This window comes from Conexibacter sp. SYSU D00693, from assembly GCF_017084525.1.
Taxonomy (GTDB): Bacteria; Actinomycetota; Thermoleophilia; order Solirubrobacterales; family Solirubrobacteraceae; genus Baekduia.
Genome location: NZ_CP070950.1, coordinates 3,824,027 through 3,840,757, shown reverse-complemented (window position 1 = coordinate 3,840,757; position 16,731 = coordinate 3,824,027). Strand labels below are relative to the sequence as shown.

Below are 16,731 nucleotides of genomic sequence, written 5' to 3'. Positions count from 1 at the left end.
GGACCTACCCTACGACGCCTCCGCGAGCGCGCCCGGAGCTGTCACAGAGTTGGCACGGAGTCCTTCCACGGCGTCGGCCCGTCGCCGTGGGACACGCCCGCCAGCGCCAGCCCGTGCGGCGGCGCCGTGGGTCCCGCCTCGCGCCGGTGGGCCCCGCCCAGCAGCGCGACGAACTCCCCAAGCGAGCGCCGGCCGCCGCCGACCTGGAGCATGGTCCCGACGAGGATCCGGTTCATCTGGCGCATGAAGGCGTCGGCCTCGATGCGGAACTCGAGGACGTCGTCGGCGGTGCGCGTCCAGGAGGCCGCGAGGACGTCGCGCGTGAAGCGCACGTGCTCGGTGTCGGTCGGGGTGAAGGCGGTGAAGTCGTGCGTCCCGGCGAGCGCCGTCGCACAGGCCTGCAGCGCCTCGAGGTCGACGCCGTGGCGCCAGTGCAGCGTCGTCGTGCGGCGGAACGGGTCGGGGGCCTCGCGCGCGAGGACGCGGTAGCAGTAGCGCCGCGAGGTCGCCCACCGCCGCGCGTCGAAGCCGTCGGGTGCCGGCTCGCAGGCGAGCGCCGCGACGTCGCCCGGCAGCAGCGCGTTCAGGCTGCGCAGCCGCACCGGCTCGCCGGTGTAGGAGGCCACCTGCTCCCACGCGTGCACGCCGGCGTCCGTCCGTCCCGCGACGGTCAGCGGCGTCGGCTCCCCGCGGTGCAGCACCGCGAGCGCCTCCTCGACGACCCCCTGCACCGTCCGCTGCCCGCCGGGCTGCCGGGCCCAGCCCGCGAACGCGGTCCCGTCGTAGGCGAGGGTGAGGCGCGTCGTCGCCATCGGCCGCGGAGCGTACGGCTAGCGCGTCTCGCTCACCGCCGCGCGCGCCTGCACCTCGTGCTCGTTGTCGCGGTAGCCCTGCCACAGGTAGGACGTCCACATCCGCAGCGGCCGGTGCTGGAACTGCCAGACGTGGCACAGCTCGTGGACGACGAGGTCCTCGGGCACGTCGGCCATCGGCATCCTCACGAGCACCAGCGGTCCGATCGCGTAGCCGCGGAAGCGCCGGAACCACGGAAGGCCGAAGAGCCACGGCGTGCTCCTGACCCGCACGCGCCGGACGTCGACAGGACGGGGGAAGAGGCGCAGGCGGTCGAGGCGGGCCTTGGCCGCGGTGACGAGCTCCTCCTCGCGGGCGCTGCGGGGCATGGGAGCATGGTCGCGGATGGAGGCGCGACCCATGGACGCCGAGCTCGAAGGCTACGCGTGGTTGCCGCGGATGCTCGACAAGGCGCGGCTGACGGCGGCCGGTGAGGCCGACGGGCTCACGTTCGGGTGTCCCGTCGACCACACGTGCCTCGCGCGACTGGGCGTGGCGCAGGACGAGCTCTACGCCCTCGCGGTCGAGCACGACGACGCCGGCGTGCTCGCGGCGTTGCGGGCGCGGCCGGCGGGACTGCCGAGCGCGCAGGAGGCGTGGTTCGACGCGGTCGCGGTCGAGGACGAGCTCCAGGAGCGCGGGACCTACCTGCGCGTGCGCGCGGCGGCCGACCTGCCGGCAGACCGCGAACGTGCCGGGCGGGTGTTCGACGGCGCCGACCACGGCGCGGGCGTGACGGTCGTCGTCCTGCAGCTCGACGCGGGCGCGAGCGAGGGCGAGGAGCATGCGCACGAGACCGAGGAGGTCATCGCCGTCACGGCCGGGGCAGCGCACATGACGCTCGGGGCGGTGCAGCAGCGGATCGTGCGAGCCGGCGAGGTCGTGCGGGTGCCGGCGGGCGTGGCGCACTCCCTGCGGGCGACGGCTGACGGGGCGCTCGTGGCGGTGGCGGCGCGCGTGGCCTGAGCGGAGCGCCGTTCGCGCTGTGGGTCGTGGCGCGGGCGTCCGCTTCTCGGGACCGAGGAGGGGACAGCCACCCGCAGTCCAGGGGCAGCAGGCGGCGTTCGTGACCCTGGAGTTGACCGCCTATGAGGCGGTCAACTTCAGGGTCACGGTGCGCAGGGCGGTGGAGTCCAGGGTCAGCGGCGCCCGGCGACCAGACCGCCCCGCGAACCACGCCGCGGCCAGTCCCTGCGCTCCCTCACCGCCGGGCAGCGACCGTGCCGCCCCGCCCAGCCCGCCTGAGCGGAACGCCACCCCAGAACGACCGAGGGCGGCCATCAAGGCCGCCCCCGGAGGAAGACTGACGCGCGACGCGCGCTAGACGAGCTCGAGGAAGACCATCTCGGTCGAGTCCGACCGACGCGGTCCCAGCTTCAGGATGCGCGTGTAGCCGCCCGGGCGCTCGGCGTAGCGCGGAGCGACCTCCTCGAAGAGCTTGTGCACCGCGAACTTGTCCTGGCCCAGGGCGCTGAGGGCCTGCCGGCGGGCGTGGAGGTCGCCGCGCTTGGCGAGGGTGATGAGCTGCTCGAGCTCGGGCTTGACGGCCTTGGCCTTCGCCTCGGTCGTCTTGATCCGCTCGTGCTCGATGACCTCCTTGCAGAGGTTGCGCATGAGCGCCTTGCGGTGCGCGGCGTCGCGGCTGAGCTTGCCGCGGGTCTTCTGGTGACGCATCGTCCTATGGCCTTCCGGAGTCCTGAGGGTCCTAGTCCTCGCGCAGGTCCAGGCCGCGCGCGTGGAGGGTCTCGATGACCTCGTCGATCGACTTCTTGCCGAAGTTCGGGATCGCGGCCAGCTCGCCCTCGCTCTTGGAGATGAGGTCGCCGACGGTCTGGATGCCGGCGCGCTTGAGGCAGTTGTAGGAGCGGACGCCGAGCTCGAGCTCCTCGATGAGGATGTCGTGCATCGGGCCGCCGGCGCCACCGCCGGCGCCGTTGACGCCCACGACGTCGCCCGCCTCGAGCGACGACGGACCGCCGGCGCCCACGCGGAGCTCCTCGACGCGGTCCGGGTCGGTGAAGATCGCCAGCTGCGAGATGAGGATCTCCGCGGCCTCGCGCAGCGCGGCCTGCGGGTCGATCGAGCCGTCGGTCTCGATGTCGAGCGTGAGCTTGTCGTAGTCGGTGCGCTGGCCGACGCGGGCCTGCTCGACCGAGTAGGCGACGCGGCGCACGGGCGAGAAGATCGAGTCGATCGGGATGACGCCGATCGGCTGGTCGGGGGACTTGTTGTCCTCCGCCGGGCGGTAGCCACGACCGCGGCCGATCGTCATGTACATCTCGAGCTTCGTCTTCTTCTCGAGCGTCGCGATGTGCGCGTCGGGGTTGAGCACCTCGACGCCGGCGGGCAGGTCGACGTCCTTGGCGGTGATCTCACCCGGGCCGGTGACGACGAGCGGCGCCTCGACCTCGGTGGCGTCCGAGTGCATGCGGCACACGATGCCCTTGAGGTTGAGGACGATGTCGGTCACGTCCTCCTTGACGCCGTTGATCGTCGAGAACTCGTGCGCGACGCCCTCGATGCGGACGCTCGTGACGGACGCCCCGGCCAGCGACGACAGCAGCACCCGGCGCAGGGAGTTGCCGAACGTGTAGCCGAAGCCGCGGTCGAGGGGCTCGATGACGAACGAGCCGCGGTTCTCCTCGACGGACTCAGCCGTGATGCGGGGGATCTGGAAGTCGAGCATCTGGGTCCTGTTCTTCGGGGGTGGTCGGCGGGGTGGGTGCGGAGGCCGCCGTCCTCAAGCGAGCGCGCGCCGCGCGCCGCCCGACGCGGGCGGCAGCGCGCGCGGCGGGGACTACTTGGAGTAGAGCTCGACGATGAGCTGCTCCTGCACGGGCGTCGTGATCTCACGACGCTCGGGCTTGCGCAGCACGCGCGCGGTCAGCGCGTCATGGTCGGCCTGCAGCCAGGCCGGGACGGACGCGGTCAGCTCCGTGGCGTCGCGGATGACGGCCTCGACGGGCGTCTCCGCCTTGACGGCGATGACGTCGCCCTCGCGCACCTGGTAGCTGGGGATGTCGACGCGACGGCCGTTGATCGTCCAGTGGCCGTGGCGGATCATCTGGCGGGCCTGGCGGCGCGACGCGGCGAAGCCGAGGCGGACCAGGACGTTGTCGAAGCGCGCCTCGAGCAGGCCGAGCAGGTTCTCGCCCGTGATGCCGGGCTGGCGGCTGGCCTTGTCGTAGTAGCGGCGGAACTGCTTCTCCAGCACGCCGTAGTAGCGGCGGGCCTTCTGCTTCTCGCGCAGCTGGACGCGGTACTCCGACTGCTTCTGGCGGCCGCGGCCGTGGTCGCCCGGCGGGTACGCGCGGCGCTCGACGCCGCACTTGTCGGTGAGGCAGCGCTCGCCCTTCAGGAAGAGCTTCTGCCCCTCACGACGGCACTGCTTGCACTGGGCATCGGTGTTGCGAGCCATGGAAGTTCCTCAGACGGCGGGGTCAGACACGGCGCCGCTTGCGCGGGCGGCAGCCGTTGTGGGCCTGCGGGGTGACGTCGCGGACGCCGAGGACCTCGAGGCCCGCGGCCTGCAGCGAGCGGATGGCGGTCTCGCGGCCCGAGCCCGGGCCCTTCACGAAGACCTCGACCTTCTGGAGCCCCTGCTCGATGCCCTTGCGCGCGGCGGCGTCGGCCGTGACCTGCGCAGCGAAGGGGGTCGACTTGCGGGAGCCCTTGAAGCCCGCGCCACCGGCGGACTCCCACGCGATGACGTTGCCCTCACGGTCGGTGAGGGAGACGATCGTGTTGTTGAAGGACGTCTTGATGTGCGCCTGGCCGACCGGGATGTTCTTCTTCGGCTTGCGGCGGCCGCGCTGCGGGCGCTTGGGAGCGGGGCTCACTACTTCTTGCCTGCCTTCTTCTTGCCGGCCACGGACATGCGCTTGGGACCCTTGCGCGTGCGGGCGTTCGTCTTGGTCTTCTGCCCGCGCACCGGCAGGCCGCGCTGGTGGCGGCGGCCGCGGTAGCACTGGATCTCGATGAGGCGCTTGATCGCCTGCGAGCGCTCACGGCGCAGGTCACCCTCGACGGTGACGTCGCGGTCGATCATGTCGCGGAGCTTGCCCACCTCGTCCTCGGTGAGGTCCCGGACCTTCGTGTCCGGGTGGATGCCGCACTCCGCGAGGAGCTGGTTCGAGGTCGACCGGCCGATGCCGTACACGTACGTGAGGCCGATCTCGATGCGCTTGTTCAGGGGGATGTTGACCCCGGCGATGCGAGCCATGCTGGACCTAGCCCTGGCGCTGCTTGTGGCGCGGGTTCTGGCAGATCACGAGCACCCGGCCATGGCGGCGGATGATCTTGCACTTCTCGCACATCGGCTTGACCGACGGTCGTACCTTCATGATCCCTTTCCAAGCTGGTTCGGACCCGCCTGGAGCTCTGGCAACCGCGAGGTTGCCGCTACCCCAGCCGGGGGCGCGTGCGCGCACGGACTCGCGCAGGCACGCGGACCCGCCACGATAGCAAGCTCGCGCCCGAACGGTCTGCGCGCCGAGCCGGCCGCTCAGGCGGCCGCTGCGGGCGCTTCCACGCCGAGCAGCTCGTGCCAGGGGTTGAGGATCCGGGGACCCTCGGCGGTCACGGCGATCGTGAACTCGAAGTGCGCGGCCAGCGAGCCGTCCTGGGCGTAGATCGCCCAGCCGTCGTCGCCCATCCGGACCATGTGCCGGCCCGCGGTGGTCATCGGCTCGACGGCGAGGACCATGCCCTCCTCGAGCAGCGGCCCGCGGCCCGGGTCCCCGTAGTTCGGGATCTGCGGGTCCTCGTGCATGTCGCGGCCGATGCCGTGGCCGACCAGCGAGCGCACGACGCTCAGCCCCTCGGCCTCGACGACGGCCTGGACCGCGTGCGAGACGTCGCCGAGCCGGTTGCCGACCCGGCACTGCTCGACGGCCGCGAACAGCGAGCGCTGCGTGACCTCGAGGAGCTTCTCGGCGACCGGCGTGACCTCCCCGACCGGGAACGTGCAGGCGCCGTCGGCGACCCAGCCGTCGTAGGTGACGCCGATGTCGACGGACAGGATGTCCCCGCGCGTCAGGCGGTAGGGCCCCGGGATGCCGTGGACCACCATGGAGTTGGGCGAGACGCAGATCGAGCCCGGGAAGCCGCGGTAGCCCTTGAACGACGGCTCGGCGCCCTGCGAGCGGATGAACTTCTCCGCCGCCAGGTCGAGCTCCGCCGTCGTGACGCCCTCGCGCACCTTGCCCGCGAGGAGCTTCATGCAGCGCGCGTGGATCGCGCCCGCCGCCGCCATGCGGTCGATCTCCTCGGGCGTCTTGCGGATGATCATGGCGTCGAGGCTAGAGCTCGTCCTCGAGGCGCAGCGTGGCCACGGTCGCCCGGATGTGGTCGTGGACCTCGGTGGGCGACCGGGTGCCGTCGAAGCGCCGCAGGAGCCCGCGGTCCTCGAACCACCCGACGAGCGGGGCGGTCTTGTCGTGGTAGGCGACGAGGCGCTTCTCCACGGTCTCGGGCTTGTCGTCGTCGCGCTGGACGAGCTTCGAGCCGTCCTGGTCGCAGACGCCCTCGTGCTTGGGCGGGTCGAACTCCACGTGGTAGACGTGGCCGTTCTTGGCGCACGTGCGCCGGCCCGTGAGGCGGCGGACGATCTCGTCGTCGGGGACGTCGATGAGCAGCGCGGCGGTGAGCTTGCGCTCGCGCTCCTCCAGGGCCTTGGTCAGCGCCTCGGCCTGGCCGACCGTGCGCGGGAAGCCGTCGAGCAGGAAGCCGTCGTCGGCCTCGCCCAGCGCCTCGAGCGTCACGCCGATGATGATCTCGTCCGGGACGAGCCCGCCCTCGTTCATGATCGGCTCGGCCTGCTTGCCGAGGTCCGTGCCCTCGGAGACCGCGGCGCGGAGCATGTTGCCCGTCGAGAGGTAGGGCAGGTCGAAGTCCTGCGTCAGGCGCTCGGCCTGCGTGCCCTTGCCGGCCCCGGGAGGGCCGAGGAGGATGAGGTTGAGCTCGGAGGGCACGACGGCGACGGGAGATCCGGAGGAGCGGGAGGTCCGCTCGAAGCGGCGGCGGGGACGGGGGGACCCGGGGGAAGGCGGCATCGTAGGCGATCCGTCGCGCGGGCGGCTACTTCAGGAAGCCCTCGTAGTTGCGCATCATGAGCTGCGCCTCGAGCTGCTTCATCGTGTCGAGCGCCACGCCGACGACGATGAGCAGGGACGTCCCGCCGAAGAAGAAGTTCGCCGAGGTCTGGGCGAGCAGGATCGTCGGCAGCGCCGCGACGGCCGCGAGGTACAGCGCCCCCGGGAAGGTCAGGCGGGCGAGGATGCGGTCCAGGAACTCCGCCGTCGGGCGGCCCGGCCGCACCCCCGGGATGAAGCCGCCGTACTTCTTCAGGTTGTCGGCCTGGTCCACCGGGTTGAACGTCACCGCGGTGTAGAAGTACGTGAAGAGGATGATGAAGATCGCCTCGCCGATCACGTAGGGCGCGTCCTGCGGGTCGAAGAACGCGGCGAGGTCGTTGGCCGTGTTCGACGTGACGAGCTGGCCGATCGTGGGCGGGAAGGCCATGATCGACGCGGCGAAGATGACCGGGATGACGCCGGCCATGTTCACGCGCAGCGGCAGGTAGGTCTGGCCGCCGCCGCTCATGCGCCGGCCGATCACGCGCTTGGCGTACTGGACCGGGATGCGGCGCTGGCCCTCCTGGATGAAGACCACCGCCGCGATCACCGCGAGGGCGACGAACGGCATCATCACCTTGAAGACCTGGTCCGGGTTGGTCCACCACGCCTGGATGCCGTTGGGCAGGCCGCTGACGATCGACGCGAAGATCATCAGCGAGATGCCGTTGCCGATGCCCCGCTGGGTGATCAGCTCGCCCATCCACATCAGGAGCACCGTGCCGGCGGTGAGGCAGGTCACGATGAGGAAGACCGTCGGGGCGTCGAAGCCGTCGATGACCGGCTGGCCGGCGTTGGCCTCGAAGGAGCGGAAGAGGAAGACGTAGCCGATGGCCTGGCCGAACGCGAGGCCGACGGTGAGGTAGCGCGTGTACTGCGTGATGCGCTGCTGGCCGACCTCGCCCTCCTTCTGCAGCTTCTCCAGCGACGGGACGACGACCGTCAGGAGCTGCAGGATGATCGAGGCCGTGATGTAGGGCATGATCCCCAGCGCGAACAGCGCGATGCGGCCGAGGCCGCCGCCGCTGAAGACGTTGAGGAGCTGCAGCACGCCGCCGCCGCCGAACTGCTCCTGGATGTCGTTGACCGCATCCACGTTCACGCCCGGCACGGGGATGTGCGAGCCGACCCGGTAGAGGGCCAGGATCAGGGCGGTGAAGGCGAGCTTCTTGCGGATCTCGCCCACCGTGAAGGCGCTGAGGATGGTCGACAGCATGCGACGGCCAAGGGTAGCCGGAAGCCCGTCGCGCCCGCGCACCGCCGTCCAGCGGCATCGCGCGCCGCTCAAGCGGCCGGGGCGACGCGCCGATCCGAGGTGCGATGCCGGCAAGGGGAGCGTCGTCGTTCGTGCTGGCCGCCGCCGTGGCGGCGGGCCTCGCGCTGCCCGGCGGCGCGCAGGCCCAGCGCCCCGTCTGCCCCATCCCGGTGCTCTGCGTGCAGCCCCCGGCCGAGTCGCCCGTCGGCCTGCCCGCCGACGACCTGCCGCCGGTCCCCTCTCCCGCCGCGCCGCCCGCGCCCGCGACGCCGGGCCAGCCCCAGCCGTCGACCACGCTGCCGCCCGGCCTGCCGCCGGGCTTCGACCCGTCGTCGGCCGACTCCCCCGCCGCGCCGCCCGCGCCCGAGCGCGCCCTGCGCTCGCGCACCGGCGGCCCGGGCGCCGACCGCGTTCGCGGCAGCGCCCGCGGCGACGACCTGCGCGGCCTCGAGGGTCCCGACCTCGTCTCGGCCCGCGGCGGCGACGACGAGGCCTACGGCGACACGGGCGCGGACCGCGTGCTCGGCGGCGGCGGCGACGACTGGGTCGACGGCGCCTCGGGCGACGACGTCCTGCTCGGCGGCACCGGCGCGGACGTCCTCGTCGGCGGCTTCGGCCACGACCGCCTCCAGGGCGCCAACGGCACCGACTTCCTCAACGCCGGCCCGGCCGAGGACCGCGTGGCCGGCGGCCCCGGGGCCGACGTCGTGCACGGCGGCACGGGCGGCGACGTCGTCCAGGGCGGCCCGGGCGACGACCAGGTCTACGGCGACACCGGGCCCGACAAGCTCCTCGCCGGCCCGGGCGACGACGTCGTGTGGGCCAACGACCGCGGCCGCGACCTGCTCGTGGACTGCGGCCCGGGCAAGGACGTCGTCCACCTGGACCCCCACGGGCAGCGCGGTGGCGTCAGCGACCGCCAGCTGCGCCGTCGTGGCCGCGTGAAGGGCTGCGAGCGGATCGTCTTCACGCGCGCGGCCGCGCGCGACCCCGAGAAGGGCATCACCTGGCTGGCGCCGTCACGCGGCGCCAAGAAGGGCGGCACCGGCCGCAACGACACGCTGCTCGGGGGCCACGGCCCGGACCGCATCCGCGGCCGCGGCGGCCGCGACGTCCTCTGGGGCAACCGCGTCCACGGCGACGCCTCGAAGGCCACCGACCGCCTCTGGGGCGGCCCGGGCGACGACGTCGTCTACGGCTCGCCCGGGCGCAACGACGTCTTCGGCGAGGACGGCGACGACTACCTCCAGGGCGGCGCCGGGACCAACCGCGTCTTCGGCGGTCCCGGCGACGACGTCATCCGCCTGCGCGGCCGCGGCCCGAACACCGTGGACGCCGGCCCGGGCAACGACACCGTCCACGTCTACGCCCGCCGCGCCTCGCACGTCGCGTGCGGTGCCGGGCTCGACACGGTCTACCTGGACAAGGACGACCGGACCGACGGGTCGTGCGAGCGGGTCATCCGCCGCTGAGCCGGGTCCTCCGCGGGCGCTTGCGCATCGAGTGGCGGATCTTCAGCCTGCAGAGCGGAAGATCCGCCGATCGATGCATGCAGCGGGTCAGGCCCCGCTGACGGCCTCCCCGTTGGCGTAGAGCTCCACGTCGATGTTCCCGCGGGTCGCGTTGGAGTACGGGCAGACCTCGTGGGACTTGACGACGATCTGCTTCGCGGTCTCGGCGTCGTCCACCGAGGGCAGCGCCACGTCGAGGCGCACCGCGAGCTTGAAGCCGCCGTCGCCCGTGGGCAGGAGCGAGACCTTCGAGTCGACCCCGACGTCGCCGACCTCCGCCTTGAGCCGCCGGCCGACCACCCCGATCGCGCCCTCGAAGCACGCCGCGTAGCCGACGGCGAAGAGCTGCTCGGGGTTCGTCCCGCCGCCCTGGCCGCCCATCTCGGCCGGGAGGCGCAGGTCGACCTCCAGCGCCCCGTCGGTCGTCTTGCCGTGGCCCTCGGCGCGACCGCCGGTCACGTGGGCCTCCGCCGTGTAGATCACCTTCGCCATCGCGCGAACCTACAACGGCGACGGCCGCCCCCTGGGGGACGGCCGTCGAAGCCTGCGTGCGATGTGGGCCCAGCGCCTACTCGGCGTCGGCGGCCGGGGCCGCCTGGACCTTCGGCGCGCTGGAGGGGCGACCCTCCTCGACGACGACGCACGTGCCGCCGGCGCCCTCGATCGCGGCGCGCGCCGAGGCCGAGAAGCCGTGCGCGTGCACGGTCAGCCCCTTCGACAGCTCGCCGCGGCCCAGCACCTTGATGGCGACGTCCTTGCGCTTGCCCAGGCCGGCGGCCTTGAGCGCGTCGATCGTGACCTCGGCGCCGGCGTCGAAGCGGTCCTCGAGGTCCGAGAGGTTCACGGCCTGCGTGAGCGTCCGGAACGGCTCGAACGGCATGGACTTCTTCATGTGCGGACCGCGCAGCTTGCGCATCCGCATGTGGATCGGCATCTGGCCGCCCTCGAAGTTCGAGCGCGACTTCGAGCCCGAGCGCGAGCCCGCGCCCTTCTGGCCGCGGCCCGACGTCTTGCCGGTGCCCGAGCCCTCACCGCGGCCGACGCGCTTGCGCGGCTTGCGCGAGCCCGGGGCCGGCTTGAGGGTGTGGAGCGCGACGTCCGCCGCGTCGACCTGCTGCTGCTCGTCGGCCATGGCTAGTCCTCCTGGACCGTGACGAGGTGGCGCACGCGGTGCACCATGCCTCGCGCCTGGGGGGTGTCCTTGACCTCGACCGTGTGGCCGATCCGGCGCAGGCCGAGCGACCGCAGCGTGTCGAGCTGCTTCTGGTTGGAGCCGTTCTTCGACTTGACCTGCGTGACCTTCATCAGGACGCGGCCTCCTCCTCAGCGGCCTGCTCCACCGGCTCGGTCGGCGCGGGGGTCTCCGCGGCGGCCTCGGCCTCGGACGAGGCCTCCGGGGGCAGGTCGGTCGTGTCGGCCTCGGCGACCGGCTCGTCGGCCGGGGCGCCCTCGAGCACCTCGGACGCGCCGGCCTCCTCGCTCAGGCCGAGCACCTGCGCGACCGAGATGCCGCGCAGCTGCGCGACCTCCTCGGGCTTGCGCAGGCTCTGCAGGCCGGCGATCGTGGCCTTCACCAGGTTGATCGGGTTCTGGGTGCCCAGCGACTTCGAGAGGATGTCGTGGATCCCCGCGAGCTCGAGCACCGCGCGCACGCCGCCGCCGGCGATGACGCCGGTACCGGGCGAGGCTGGCTTGAGCAGCACGCGGCCCGAGCCGAAGATGCCCGTGGTCTGGTGCGTGATGGTCGAGCCGTGCTTCGGCACGCGGAAGAGGTTCTTCTTCGCGTGCTCGACGCCCTTCTGGATCGCCGTCGGGACCTCGTTGGCCTTGCCGTAGCCGACGCCGACGACCGAGTTCTCGTCCCCCACCACGACGAGCGCGGTGAACGAGAAGCGGCGGCCGCCCTTGACGACCTTCGCGACGCGGTTGATCTCGACGACGCGCTCCTGGAGGTCCAGCCCGACGGGCGAGACCGAGCGGTCGATGTCGGTGCCGATGCTCATACGGCGAGCCCTCCCTCGCGGCAGCCCTCGCAGAAGGCCTTGACGCGCCCGTGGTACTGGTAGCCGCCGCGGTCGAAGACCGCGCGGTCGATGCCGGCCGCCTTGGCGCGCTCGGCGAGCAGCTTGCCGGCCGCGGTCGCCTGCTCGAGGGGCTTGAGCCCCCGCAGGTCGGCCTCGGTCCAGGCGACGGCGGCCAGCGTGCGGCCGGCCTCGTCGTCGATCAGCTGCCCGAAGATGCCCCGGTTGGAGCGGAAGGTCGAGATGCGCGGGCGGGTCGCCGTGCCGATGACCTTCGCGCGCACGCGGCGGCGGCGCTTGAGCCGCTTGGCGGGCTTGGTGGTGACGCTCATGGAGTCTTCTTCCTCGTCGGCGGCTAGGCGCGCTTGCCGACCTTGCGGGCGACGTACTCGCCCTCGTAGCGGATGCCCTTGCCCTTGTAGGGCTCCGGCGGACGCTGCTTGCGGATGTTGGCGGCGACCTCGCCGACGACCTGCTTCGAGATGCCCTTGACGACGACGCGCGTCGGCTGCGGGACCTCGAACTCGATGCCGTCGGGGGCCTTGATCGAGACCGGGTGGGAGTAGCCCAGCGCCAGCTCGAGGTCCTTGCCCTTCAGGGTCGCGCGGTAGCCGACGCCCTGGATCTCGAGGACCTTCTGGTAGCCCGAGGTGACGCCCTCGACCATGTTGGCCACGAGCGAGCGGGTGAGCCCGTGCAGGGCGCGGTGCTCGCCGCGGTCGGTCGGGCGGGTCACGGTCAGGGTGTCGCCGTCCTGGGCGACGGTGATGTCGCGGTGGATGCGCTCCTGGAGCTCACCGCGGGGACCGTTGACGCGGACGACCTCCGGCTCGATCGAGACGGTGACGCCGGCGGGGACGGTGATGGGCTTGCGGCCAATGCGGGACATGTCGTGGCTACCAGACCTCCGCCACGACCTCGCCACCGACGCCCGCCTTGCGCGCGTCGTGGTCGGTCATGACGCCGGAGGACGTCGAGACGATCGCCACGCCCAGGCCGCCCTGGACCTTGCGCATGGCCTTGGGGCCGGCGTAGTGGCGCTGACCCGGGCGGGACACGCGGCGCAGGCCCGAGATGGCCGAGCGACGGTCGTCGGTGTACTTGAGCTGGATGCGGATGCGCTCGCCGGGGTGCTCGGCGTCGGGGTCGAGGACCTCGTGCTGGGCGATGTAGCCCTGCTCCTGGAGGATCCGGGCCATCTCCTTCTTCAGGCGCGACGAGGGGATCTCGACGGTGCCGTGCGCGGCCTGGATCGCGTTGCGGATCCGGGTCAGGAAGTCGGCGACGGGGTCGGTCATGCTCATGCTGCGACCTCCCCTACCAGCTCGACTTGGTCATGCCGGGGATGAAGCCCTGGTGCGCGAGCTCGCGCAGGCAGATGCGGCAGACCCCGAACTTGCGGTACACGGCACGCGGGCGCCCGCAGCGACGGCAGCGGGTGTACTCGCGGGTCTTGTACTTGGCGGGCCGGGACTGGCGCACCTTCTGGGACGTCTTGGCCATGGGTGCTTAGCCCTCCTGGTCCTGGGTCTTGGCGTACGGGTTGCCCTCGCGGGTGAACGGCAGCCCGAAGGCCTCGAGGAGCGCGTAGGCCTCCTCGTCGGTCTTGGCCGAGGTGGTGATCGTGACGTCGAGGCCGCGGATCGCGTCGACGGCGTCGTAGTCGATCTCCGGGAAGATCACCTGCTCGCGCAGGCCCATCGAGTAGTTGCCGCGGCCGTCGAACGACGTGGCCTTGATGCCACGGAAGTCGCGCACGCGCGGGAGCGCGACCGTCGTCAGGCGGTCGAGGAACTCGTAGGCGCGCTCGCGCCGCAGCGTGACGCTGAGGCCGACGGCCATGCCCTCGCGGAGCTTGAACTGGGCGATCGACTTGCGCGCACGACGGATGTTCGGCTTCTGGCCGGCGATCTTCGAGAGCTGGTCGGTGGCGGCCTCGAGGACCTTGGAGTCCTGCTTGGCCTCGCCCACGCCCATGTTCAGCGTGATCTTCTCGATGCGCGGCACCTCCATGATGCTCGAGTAGCCGAAGCGCTCGAACAGCGCGGGGCGGATGCGCTCGAGGTAGTCCTGCTTCAGGCGAGCAGGCGGGATGTCGGTCGTGGCGGCCATCAGTCGAGCTTGGAGTTCGAGCCCTTGGTGACCCGGTTGTACGCGCCGCCCTCGCGGGACACGCCCACGCGGGTCGGCTTGTTCGTCTGCGGGTCGACGAGCATGACGTTCGAGATGTGGATGGGGGCCTCGCGCTCCACGACGCCGACCTCGGCGTTCGGGTTCAGCTGCGTGGCCCGCTGGTGACGCTTGACGAGGTTGAGGCCCTCGACGTAGACCCGCTGCTTCTTGGGGTCGACGCGGAGGACCTTGCCCGTCTTGCCGCGGTCCTTGCCGGCGATGACCTGCACGAGGTCGTCACGGCGGATGCGAAGGCCCATTCTAGAGCACCTCCGGCGCGAGCGAGACGATCTTCATGAAGTTGCGCTCGCGCAGCTCGCGCGCGACCGGCCCGAAGATGCGGGTGCCGCGCGGGTTGTTCTGGGCGTCGATGATCACCGCCGCGTTCTCGTCGAACGCGATGTAGGTGCCGTCGTCGCGGCCGAAGGACTTCTTCGTGCGCACGACGACCGCCTTGACGACCTCGCCCTTCTTGACGTTGCCGTTGGGCGCGGCCTGCTTGACCGTGGCGGTGATGACGTCCCCGACACCGGCGTAGCGACGGCGGGAGCCGCCCTGCACGCGGATGCAGAGGATCTCGCGGGCGCCGGTGTTGTCGGCGACCTTGAGGCGGGTCTCGTTCTGGATCACTTGGCCCGCTCCATGACCTCGACGAGGCGCCAGCGCTTCGTGGCGCTCAGGGGACGCGACTCGACGACCTTGACCAGGTCGCCCGTGCGGGCGTCGTTGGTCTCGTCGTGCGCGTGCAGCGTCGACGACGAGCGCACGATCTTCTCGTAGCGCCGGTGCCGGCGAGCGACGTCGATGCGGACGGTGATCGTCTTGTCCGCCTTGTCGGAGACGACGGTGCCGAGGCGCACCTTCGGGCGCCCCTCGCCGTGCTCCTTGGGCGGCGTCACCGACCGCGGGCCGTTCTCGGCGCGGTCCTTGGCCTTCTTCTCGCGCTGCTTGGCGCGCCAGCGGCTGCGCTCCGCGGCCTTGCGCTTGCGGGCCTCGGCGCGCTCCTCGGGCGTCTGCAGGCGGCGCGCACCACGGCGGGCGCGCGCAGCGAGCTTGCGCTCCTTCGGGGTCGCCGGCGGGGGACCGGGCTCCTTGGGGGCCTCGGCCTCCGGCTCGCTGGTCGGGTCGGCCGTCTCGGTGGCCTCGCCGGTGCCGGCGGCCTCCGGGGCGTCCGTCGCCTCAGCCGTCGCAGCAGCCTCGTCGGCAGCCTCCGGGGCCTCGGGCGCCTCAGCGGCGGCCGTGGGCTCCTCGGGGGTGGGGTTCTCAGTCTCGTCAGCCATCACAGGTTGCTGGTGTCGATGCCGCGCTGCTGCGCGATGGTCAGGGCGCGGGCCAGGTCGCGCTTGGTGGTGCGCAGGCCGGCGGTGTTCTCCAGCTCGCCGGTGGCGTGCTGGAAGCGGATGCCGAAGAGGTCGCGGCGCACGGTCCTGATGTGCTCCACGAGCTCCTGGTCCTCGAGGTCGCGGATCTCCTTGGCCTTCATCAGCCCTCGTCCTCCGCCGTCACGAACTTCGACTTCACCGGGAGCTTCATGCCGGCGAGGCGGATCGCCTCGCGGGCCAGGGGCTCCGGCACGCCGGCCAGCTCGAACATGACGCGCCCGGGCTTGACCACGGCGACCCAGCCCTCGGGCGAGCCCTTGCCGGAGCCCATGCGGGTCTCGGCCGGCTTCTTCGTGTAGGGCTTGTCGGGATAGACGTTGATCCAGACCTTGCCGCCACGCTTGATCTTGCGGGTCATCGCGATGCGAGCAGCCTCGATCTGGCGGTTCGTCAGCCAGCCGGCCTCGAGCGACTTCAGGCCGTACTCGCCGAACTGCACCTTGGTCTGGCCGCGCGAGAGACCCGCACGGCGACCGCGGTGCTGCTTGCGGTGCTTGACGCGCTTCGGGGAGAGCATCTAGCGACCCCCTCCGCGGTACCCGCCGCCGCCGCCCTGGCCACCTCGGCCACCGCCGCCGCGACCACCACCGCCGCCGCCGCCGAACCCGCCGCCGCGGCCACCGCCGCCGCCGGGACCGCCGCCGCGGCCACCACGACCGCGCCCGCCGCCGTCACGACCACCACGGTCGCCACGGCCACGCCGCCGGTCGTCGCCGGCGCCGACGCCGGCCTGCTGCGGGGCCTCGATCTCGGTGAGGTCGGCGCCGGAGTAGCCCTCCGGCATGATCTCGCCCTTGTTGATCCACACCTTCACGCCGATGCGGCCGAAGGTGGTGCGGGCCTCCCAGAAGCCGTAGTCGATGTCGGCGCGCAGCGTGTGGAGCGGCACGCGGCCGTCCGAGTACTGCTCGCGCCGGGCCATCTCGGCGCCGCCGAGGCGGCCGGAGACCTGGATCTTGCAGCCCTTGGCGCCCGAGCGCATGGCGCTCATGAGCGCGCGCTTCATCGCGCGGCGGAAGGCGACGCGGTTCTGCAGCTGCTCGGCGATCGACTGCGCGACGAGCTTCGCGTCGAGCTCGGGGCGCTTGATCTCGAGGATGTTGACCTTGATCTGCTTCTTGGTCATGCGATGCAGATCGCGGCGCAGGGCGTCGACCTCGGAGCCGGACTTGCCGATCACGATGCCGGGACGCGCCGTGTGGATGTTGACCTCCACCTCGTTGGCGTCCTTGCGGATCGTGATGTCCGACAGGCCGGCGTGCGACAGCTTGCCCAGGATGTGCTCACGGATCTGCACGTCCTCGGCGAGGTAGTCGTCGAAGCCCTTCTCCACGAACCAGTTGGACTTCCAGTCGTGGATGTAGCCCACGCGCATGGACTCGGGATGGACCTTGTGCCCCATGA

27 protein-coding genes and 1 pseudogene are annotated in these 16,731 nt (G+C 72.0%); 2 read left to right on the top strand and 26 right to left on the bottom strand.

All coding sequences use genetic code 11. The features are described from left to right. Positions 1–41: 41 nt before the first annotated feature. A complete protein-coding gene (gene truA / locus JUB12_RS19040; RefSeq protein WP_205697019.1) occupies positions 42–812 on the bottom strand; it encodes a tRNA pseudouridine(38-40) synthase TruA in 771 nt (256 codons plus the stop codon). A gap of 18 nt (positions 813–830) precedes the next feature. Next, positions 831–1,181, bottom strand: coding sequence for a hypothetical protein (locus tag JUB12_RS19035; RefSeq protein WP_205697018.1), 351 nt, complete (start codon positions 1,179–1,181; stop codon positions 831–833). A gap of 16 nt (positions 1,182–1,197) precedes the next feature. Between JUB12_RS19035 and JUB12_RS19030 the strand changes: the two genes are divergently transcribed. After that, the gene (locus tag JUB12_RS19030; protein WP_205697017.1) at positions 1,198–1,818 is read left to right on the top strand and encodes a cupin domain-containing protein; all 621 of its coding nucleotides are present in this window, start codon (positions 1,198–1,200) and stop codon (positions 1,816–1,818) included. Positions 1,819–2,172: 354 nt separating this feature from the next. Here the strand turns inward: JUB12_RS19030 and rplQ are convergent, their stop codons facing one another. The 9 genes from rplQ to secY all read right to left on the bottom strand — a co-directional run bounded on the left by rplQ (position 2,173) and on the right by secY (position 8,202). Further along, positions 2,173–2,526, bottom strand: a complete 354-nt coding sequence (gene rplQ, locus JUB12_RS19025) for a 50S ribosomal protein L17 (protein ID WP_205697016.1) — start codon at positions 2,524–2,526, stop codon at positions 2,173–2,175. A 31-nt stretch (positions 2,527–2,557) separates the two neighbouring features. Continuing rightward, on the bottom strand, positions 2,558–3,538 hold the full coding sequence (locus JUB12_RS19020) for a DNA-directed RNA polymerase subunit alpha (RefSeq protein WP_205697015.1): 981 nt from the start codon (positions 3,536–3,538) through the stop codon (positions 2,558–2,560). 111 nt (positions 3,539–3,649) lie between these two features. Next, the gene (gene rpsD / locus JUB12_RS19015; protein WP_205697014.1) at positions 3,650–4,270 is read right to left on the bottom strand and encodes a 30S ribosomal protein S4; all 621 of its coding nucleotides are present in this window, start codon (positions 4,268–4,270) and stop codon (positions 3,650–3,652) included. Positions 4,271–4,292: 22 nt separating this feature from the next. Beyond that, entirely contained in the window at positions 4,293–4,691 is a 399-nt protein-coding gene (gene rpsK / locus JUB12_RS19010) for a 30S ribosomal protein S11 (protein WP_205697013.1), read from the bottom strand. Continuing rightward, a complete protein-coding gene (gene rpsM, locus JUB12_RS19005; RefSeq protein WP_205697012.1) occupies positions 4,691–5,074 on the bottom strand; it encodes a 30S ribosomal protein S13 in 384 nt (127 codons plus the stop codon). Before rpsM ends, rpsK begins: the two co-directional genes overlap by 1 nt. A 7-nt stretch (positions 5,075–5,081) precedes the next feature. After that, on the bottom strand, positions 5,082–5,195 hold the full coding sequence (rpmJ, locus tag JUB12_RS19000) for a 50S ribosomal protein L36 (RefSeq protein ID WP_081685960.1): 114 nt from the start codon (positions 5,193–5,195) through the stop codon (positions 5,082–5,084). A 161-nt stretch (positions 5,196–5,356) separates the two neighbouring features. Continuing rightward, positions 5,357–6,142, bottom strand: a complete 786-nt coding sequence (gene map, locus JUB12_RS18995; RefSeq protein ID WP_205697011.1) for a type I methionyl aminopeptidase — start codon at positions 6,140–6,142, stop codon at positions 5,357–5,359. Between the two features lie 10 nt (positions 6,143–6,152). Further along, positions 6,153–6,824 (bottom strand): adenylate kinase, encoded by a 672-nt coding sequence (locus JUB12_RS18990; protein ID WP_241004321.1) that lies wholly within the window; start codon positions 6,822–6,824, stop codon positions 6,153–6,155. Between the two features lie 106 nt (positions 6,825–6,930). Then, entirely contained in the window at positions 6,931–8,202 is a 1,272-nt protein-coding gene (gene secY, locus JUB12_RS18985) for a preprotein translocase subunit SecY (protein WP_205697009.1), read from the bottom strand. Positions 8,203–8,333: 131 nt separating this feature from the next. Between secY and JUB12_RS18980 the strand changes: the two genes are divergently transcribed. Continuing rightward, the gene (locus tag JUB12_RS18980; RefSeq protein ID WP_205697008.1) at positions 8,334–9,713 is read left to right on the top strand and encodes a calcium-binding protein; all 1,380 of its coding nucleotides are present in this window, start codon (positions 8,334–8,336) and stop codon (positions 9,711–9,713) included. 87 nt (positions 9,714–9,800) lie between these two features. Here JUB12_RS18980 and JUB12_RS18975 read toward each other — a convergent pair whose 3' ends face one another. The 15 genes and pseudogenes from JUB12_RS18975 to rpsC form a co-directional block, all read right to left on the bottom strand. Continuing rightward, positions 9,801–10,244 carry an organic hydroperoxide resistance protein gene (locus JUB12_RS18975; protein WP_205697007.1) on the bottom strand — a complete coding sequence of 148 codons (444 nt, stop codon included), beginning with the start codon at positions 10,242–10,244 and terminating at the stop codon, positions 9,801–9,803. Between the two features lie 76 nt (positions 10,245–10,320). After that, on the bottom strand, positions 10,321–10,884 hold the full coding sequence (gene rplO, locus JUB12_RS18970) for a 50S ribosomal protein L15 (RefSeq protein WP_205697006.1): 564 nt from the start codon (positions 10,882–10,884) through the stop codon (positions 10,321–10,323). Positions 10,885–10,886: 2 nt separating this feature from the next. Beyond that, positions 10,887–11,057 carry a 50S ribosomal protein L30 gene (rpmD, locus tag JUB12_RS18965; RefSeq protein ID WP_205697005.1) on the bottom strand — a complete coding sequence of 57 codons (171 nt, stop codon included), beginning with the start codon at positions 11,055–11,057 and terminating at the stop codon, positions 10,887–10,889. A gap of 182 nt (positions 11,058–11,239) precedes the next feature. Next, positions 11,240–11,755 (bottom strand): annotated as a pseudogene (gene rpsE / locus JUB12_RS18960) (30S ribosomal protein S5); the annotation flags it as partial. After that, positions 11,752–12,105 carry a 50S ribosomal protein L18 gene (rplR, locus tag JUB12_RS18955; RefSeq protein ID WP_205697003.1) on the bottom strand — a complete coding sequence of 118 codons (354 nt, stop codon included), beginning with the start codon at positions 12,103–12,105 and terminating at the stop codon, positions 11,752–11,754. The gene rplR and the pseudogene rpsE, both read right to left, overlap by 4 nt. A gap of 23 nt (positions 12,106–12,128) precedes the next feature. Continuing rightward, a complete protein-coding gene (rplF, locus tag JUB12_RS18950; RefSeq protein ID WP_205697002.1) occupies positions 12,129–12,662 on the bottom strand; it encodes a 50S ribosomal protein L6 in 534 nt (177 codons plus the stop codon). A 7-nt stretch (positions 12,663–12,669) separates the two neighbouring features. Continuing rightward, on the bottom strand, positions 12,670–13,077 hold the full coding sequence (gene rpsH, locus JUB12_RS18945; RefSeq protein ID WP_205697001.1) for a 30S ribosomal protein S8: 408 nt from the start codon (positions 13,075–13,077) through the stop codon (positions 12,670–12,672). 13 nt (positions 13,078–13,090) lie between these two features. Then, positions 13,091–13,276 (bottom strand): type Z 30S ribosomal protein S14, encoded by a 186-nt coding sequence (locus JUB12_RS18940; protein ID WP_205697000.1) that lies wholly within the window; start codon positions 13,274–13,276, stop codon positions 13,091–13,093. Positions 13,277–13,282: 6 nt separating this feature from the next. Then, positions 13,283–13,885, bottom strand: a complete 603-nt coding sequence (gene rplE / locus JUB12_RS18935; RefSeq protein ID WP_205696999.1) for a 50S ribosomal protein L5 — start codon at positions 13,883–13,885, stop codon at positions 13,283–13,285. Beyond that, positions 13,885–14,205 carry a 50S ribosomal protein L24 gene (rplX, locus tag JUB12_RS18930; protein ID WP_205696998.1) on the bottom strand — a complete coding sequence of 107 codons (321 nt, stop codon included), beginning with the start codon at positions 14,203–14,205 and terminating at the stop codon, positions 13,885–13,887. The genes rplE and rplX overlap by 1 nt, the downstream gene beginning before the upstream one ends. 1 nt (position 14,206) lies before the next feature. After that, entirely contained in the window at positions 14,207–14,575 is a 369-nt protein-coding gene (rplN, locus tag JUB12_RS18925) for a 50S ribosomal protein L14 (protein ID WP_205696997.1), read from the bottom strand. Continuing rightward, positions 14,572–14,844 carry a 30S ribosomal protein S17 gene (gene rpsQ / locus JUB12_RS22155; RefSeq protein WP_241004538.1) on the bottom strand — a complete coding sequence of 91 codons (273 nt, stop codon included), beginning with the start codon at positions 14,842–14,844 and terminating at the stop codon, positions 14,572–14,574. Before rpsQ ends, rplN begins: the two co-directional genes overlap by 4 nt. A 380-nt stretch (positions 14,845–15,224) precedes the next feature. Then, positions 15,225–15,428, bottom strand: coding sequence for a 50S ribosomal protein L29 (gene rpmC / locus JUB12_RS18915; protein WP_205696995.1), 204 nt, complete (start codon positions 15,426–15,428; stop codon positions 15,225–15,227). After that, positions 15,428–15,844 (bottom strand): 50S ribosomal protein L16, encoded by a 417-nt coding sequence (rplP, locus tag JUB12_RS18910; RefSeq protein ID WP_205696994.1) that lies wholly within the window; start codon positions 15,842–15,844, stop codon positions 15,428–15,430. Before rplP ends, rpmC begins: the two co-directional genes overlap by 1 nt. Next, complete coding sequence (gene rpsC, locus JUB12_RS18905; RefSeq protein ID WP_205696993.1) at positions 15,845–16,729, bottom strand: 30S ribosomal protein S3; 885 nt, start codon at positions 16,727–16,729, stop codon at positions 15,845–15,847. Positions 16,730–16,731 lie beyond the last annotated feature (2 nt).

Coding starts and splice junctions, on each gene's coding strand:
- secY (WP_205697009.1), bottom strand. CDS start 8,202: ATGCTGTCGACCATCCTCAGCGCCTTCACGGTGGGCGAGATCCGCAAG.
- rpmD (WP_205697005.1), bottom strand. CDS start 11,057: ATGAAGGTCACGCAGGTCAAGTCGAAGAACGGCTCCAACCAGAAGCAG.
- rplO (WP_205697006.1), bottom strand. CDS start 10,884: ATGGCCGACGAGCAGCAGCAGGTCGACGCGGCGGACGTCGCGCTCCAC.
- rplF (WP_205697002.1), bottom strand. CDS start 12,662: ATGTCCCGCATTGGCCGCAAGCCCATCACCGTCCCCGCCGGCGTCACC.
- rpmC (WP_205696995.1), bottom strand. CDS start 15,428: ATGAAGGCCAAGGAGATCCGCGACCTCGAGGACCAGGAGCTCGTGGAG.
- JUB12_RS19035 (WP_205697018.1), bottom strand. CDS start 1,181: ATGCCCCGCAGCGCCCGCGAGGAGGAGCTCGTCACCGCGGCCAAGGCC.
- truA (WP_205697019.1), bottom strand. CDS start 812: ATGGCGACGACGCGCCTCACCCTCGCCTACGACGGGACCGCGTTCGCG.
- rplQ (WP_205697016.1), bottom strand. CDS start 2,526: ATGCGTCACCAGAAGACCCGCGGCAAGCTCAGCCGCGACGCCGCGCAC.
- rpsD (WP_205697014.1), bottom strand. CDS start 4,270: ATGGCTCGCAACACCGATGCCCAGTGCAAGCAGTGCCGTCGTGAGGGG.
- rpmJ (WP_081685960.1), bottom strand. CDS start 5,195: ATGAAGGTACGACCGTCGGTCAAGCCGATGTGCGAGAAGTGCAAGATC.
- rpsC (WP_205696993.1), bottom strand. CDS start 16,729: ATGGGGCACAAGGTCCATCCCGAGTCCATGCGCGTGGGCTACATCCAC.
- JUB12_RS19020 (WP_205697015.1), bottom strand. CDS start 3,538: ATGCTCGACTTCCAGATCCCCCGCATCACGGCTGAGTCCGTCGAGGAG.
- JUB12_RS19030 (WP_205697017.1), top strand. CDS start 1,198: ATGGAGGCGCGACCCATGGACGCCGAGCTCGAAGGCTACGCGTGGTTG.
- JUB12_RS18940 (WP_205697000.1), bottom strand. CDS start 13,276: ATGGCCAAGACGTCCCAGAAGGTGCGCCAGTCCCGGCCCGCCAAGTAC.
- rplP (WP_205696994.1), bottom strand. CDS start 15,844: ATGCTCTCCCCGAAGCGCGTCAAGCACCGCAAGCAGCACCGCGGTCGC.
- rplE (WP_205696999.1), bottom strand. CDS start 13,885: ATGGCCGCCACGACCGACATCCCGCCTGCTCGCCTGAAGCAGGACTAC.
- rplX (WP_205696998.1), bottom strand. CDS start 14,205: ATGGGCCTTCGCATCCGCCGTGACGACCTCGTGCAGGTCATCGCCGGC.
- map (WP_205697011.1), bottom strand. CDS start 6,142: ATGATCATCCGCAAGACGCCCGAGGAGATCGACCGCATGGCGGCGGCG.
- rplR (WP_205697003.1), bottom strand. CDS start 12,105: ATGAGCGTCACCACCAAGCCCGCCAAGCGGCTCAAGCGCCGCCGCCGC.
- rpsH (WP_205697001.1), bottom strand. CDS start 13,077: ATGAGCATGACCGACCCCGTCGCCGACTTCCTGACCCGGATCCGCAAC.
- rpsM (WP_205697012.1), bottom strand. CDS start 5,074: ATGGCTCGCATCGCCGGGGTCAACATCCCCCTGAACAAGCGCATCGAG.
- JUB12_RS18975 (WP_205697007.1), bottom strand. CDS start 10,244: ATGGCGAAGGTGATCTACACGGCGGAGGCCCACGTGACCGGCGGTCGC.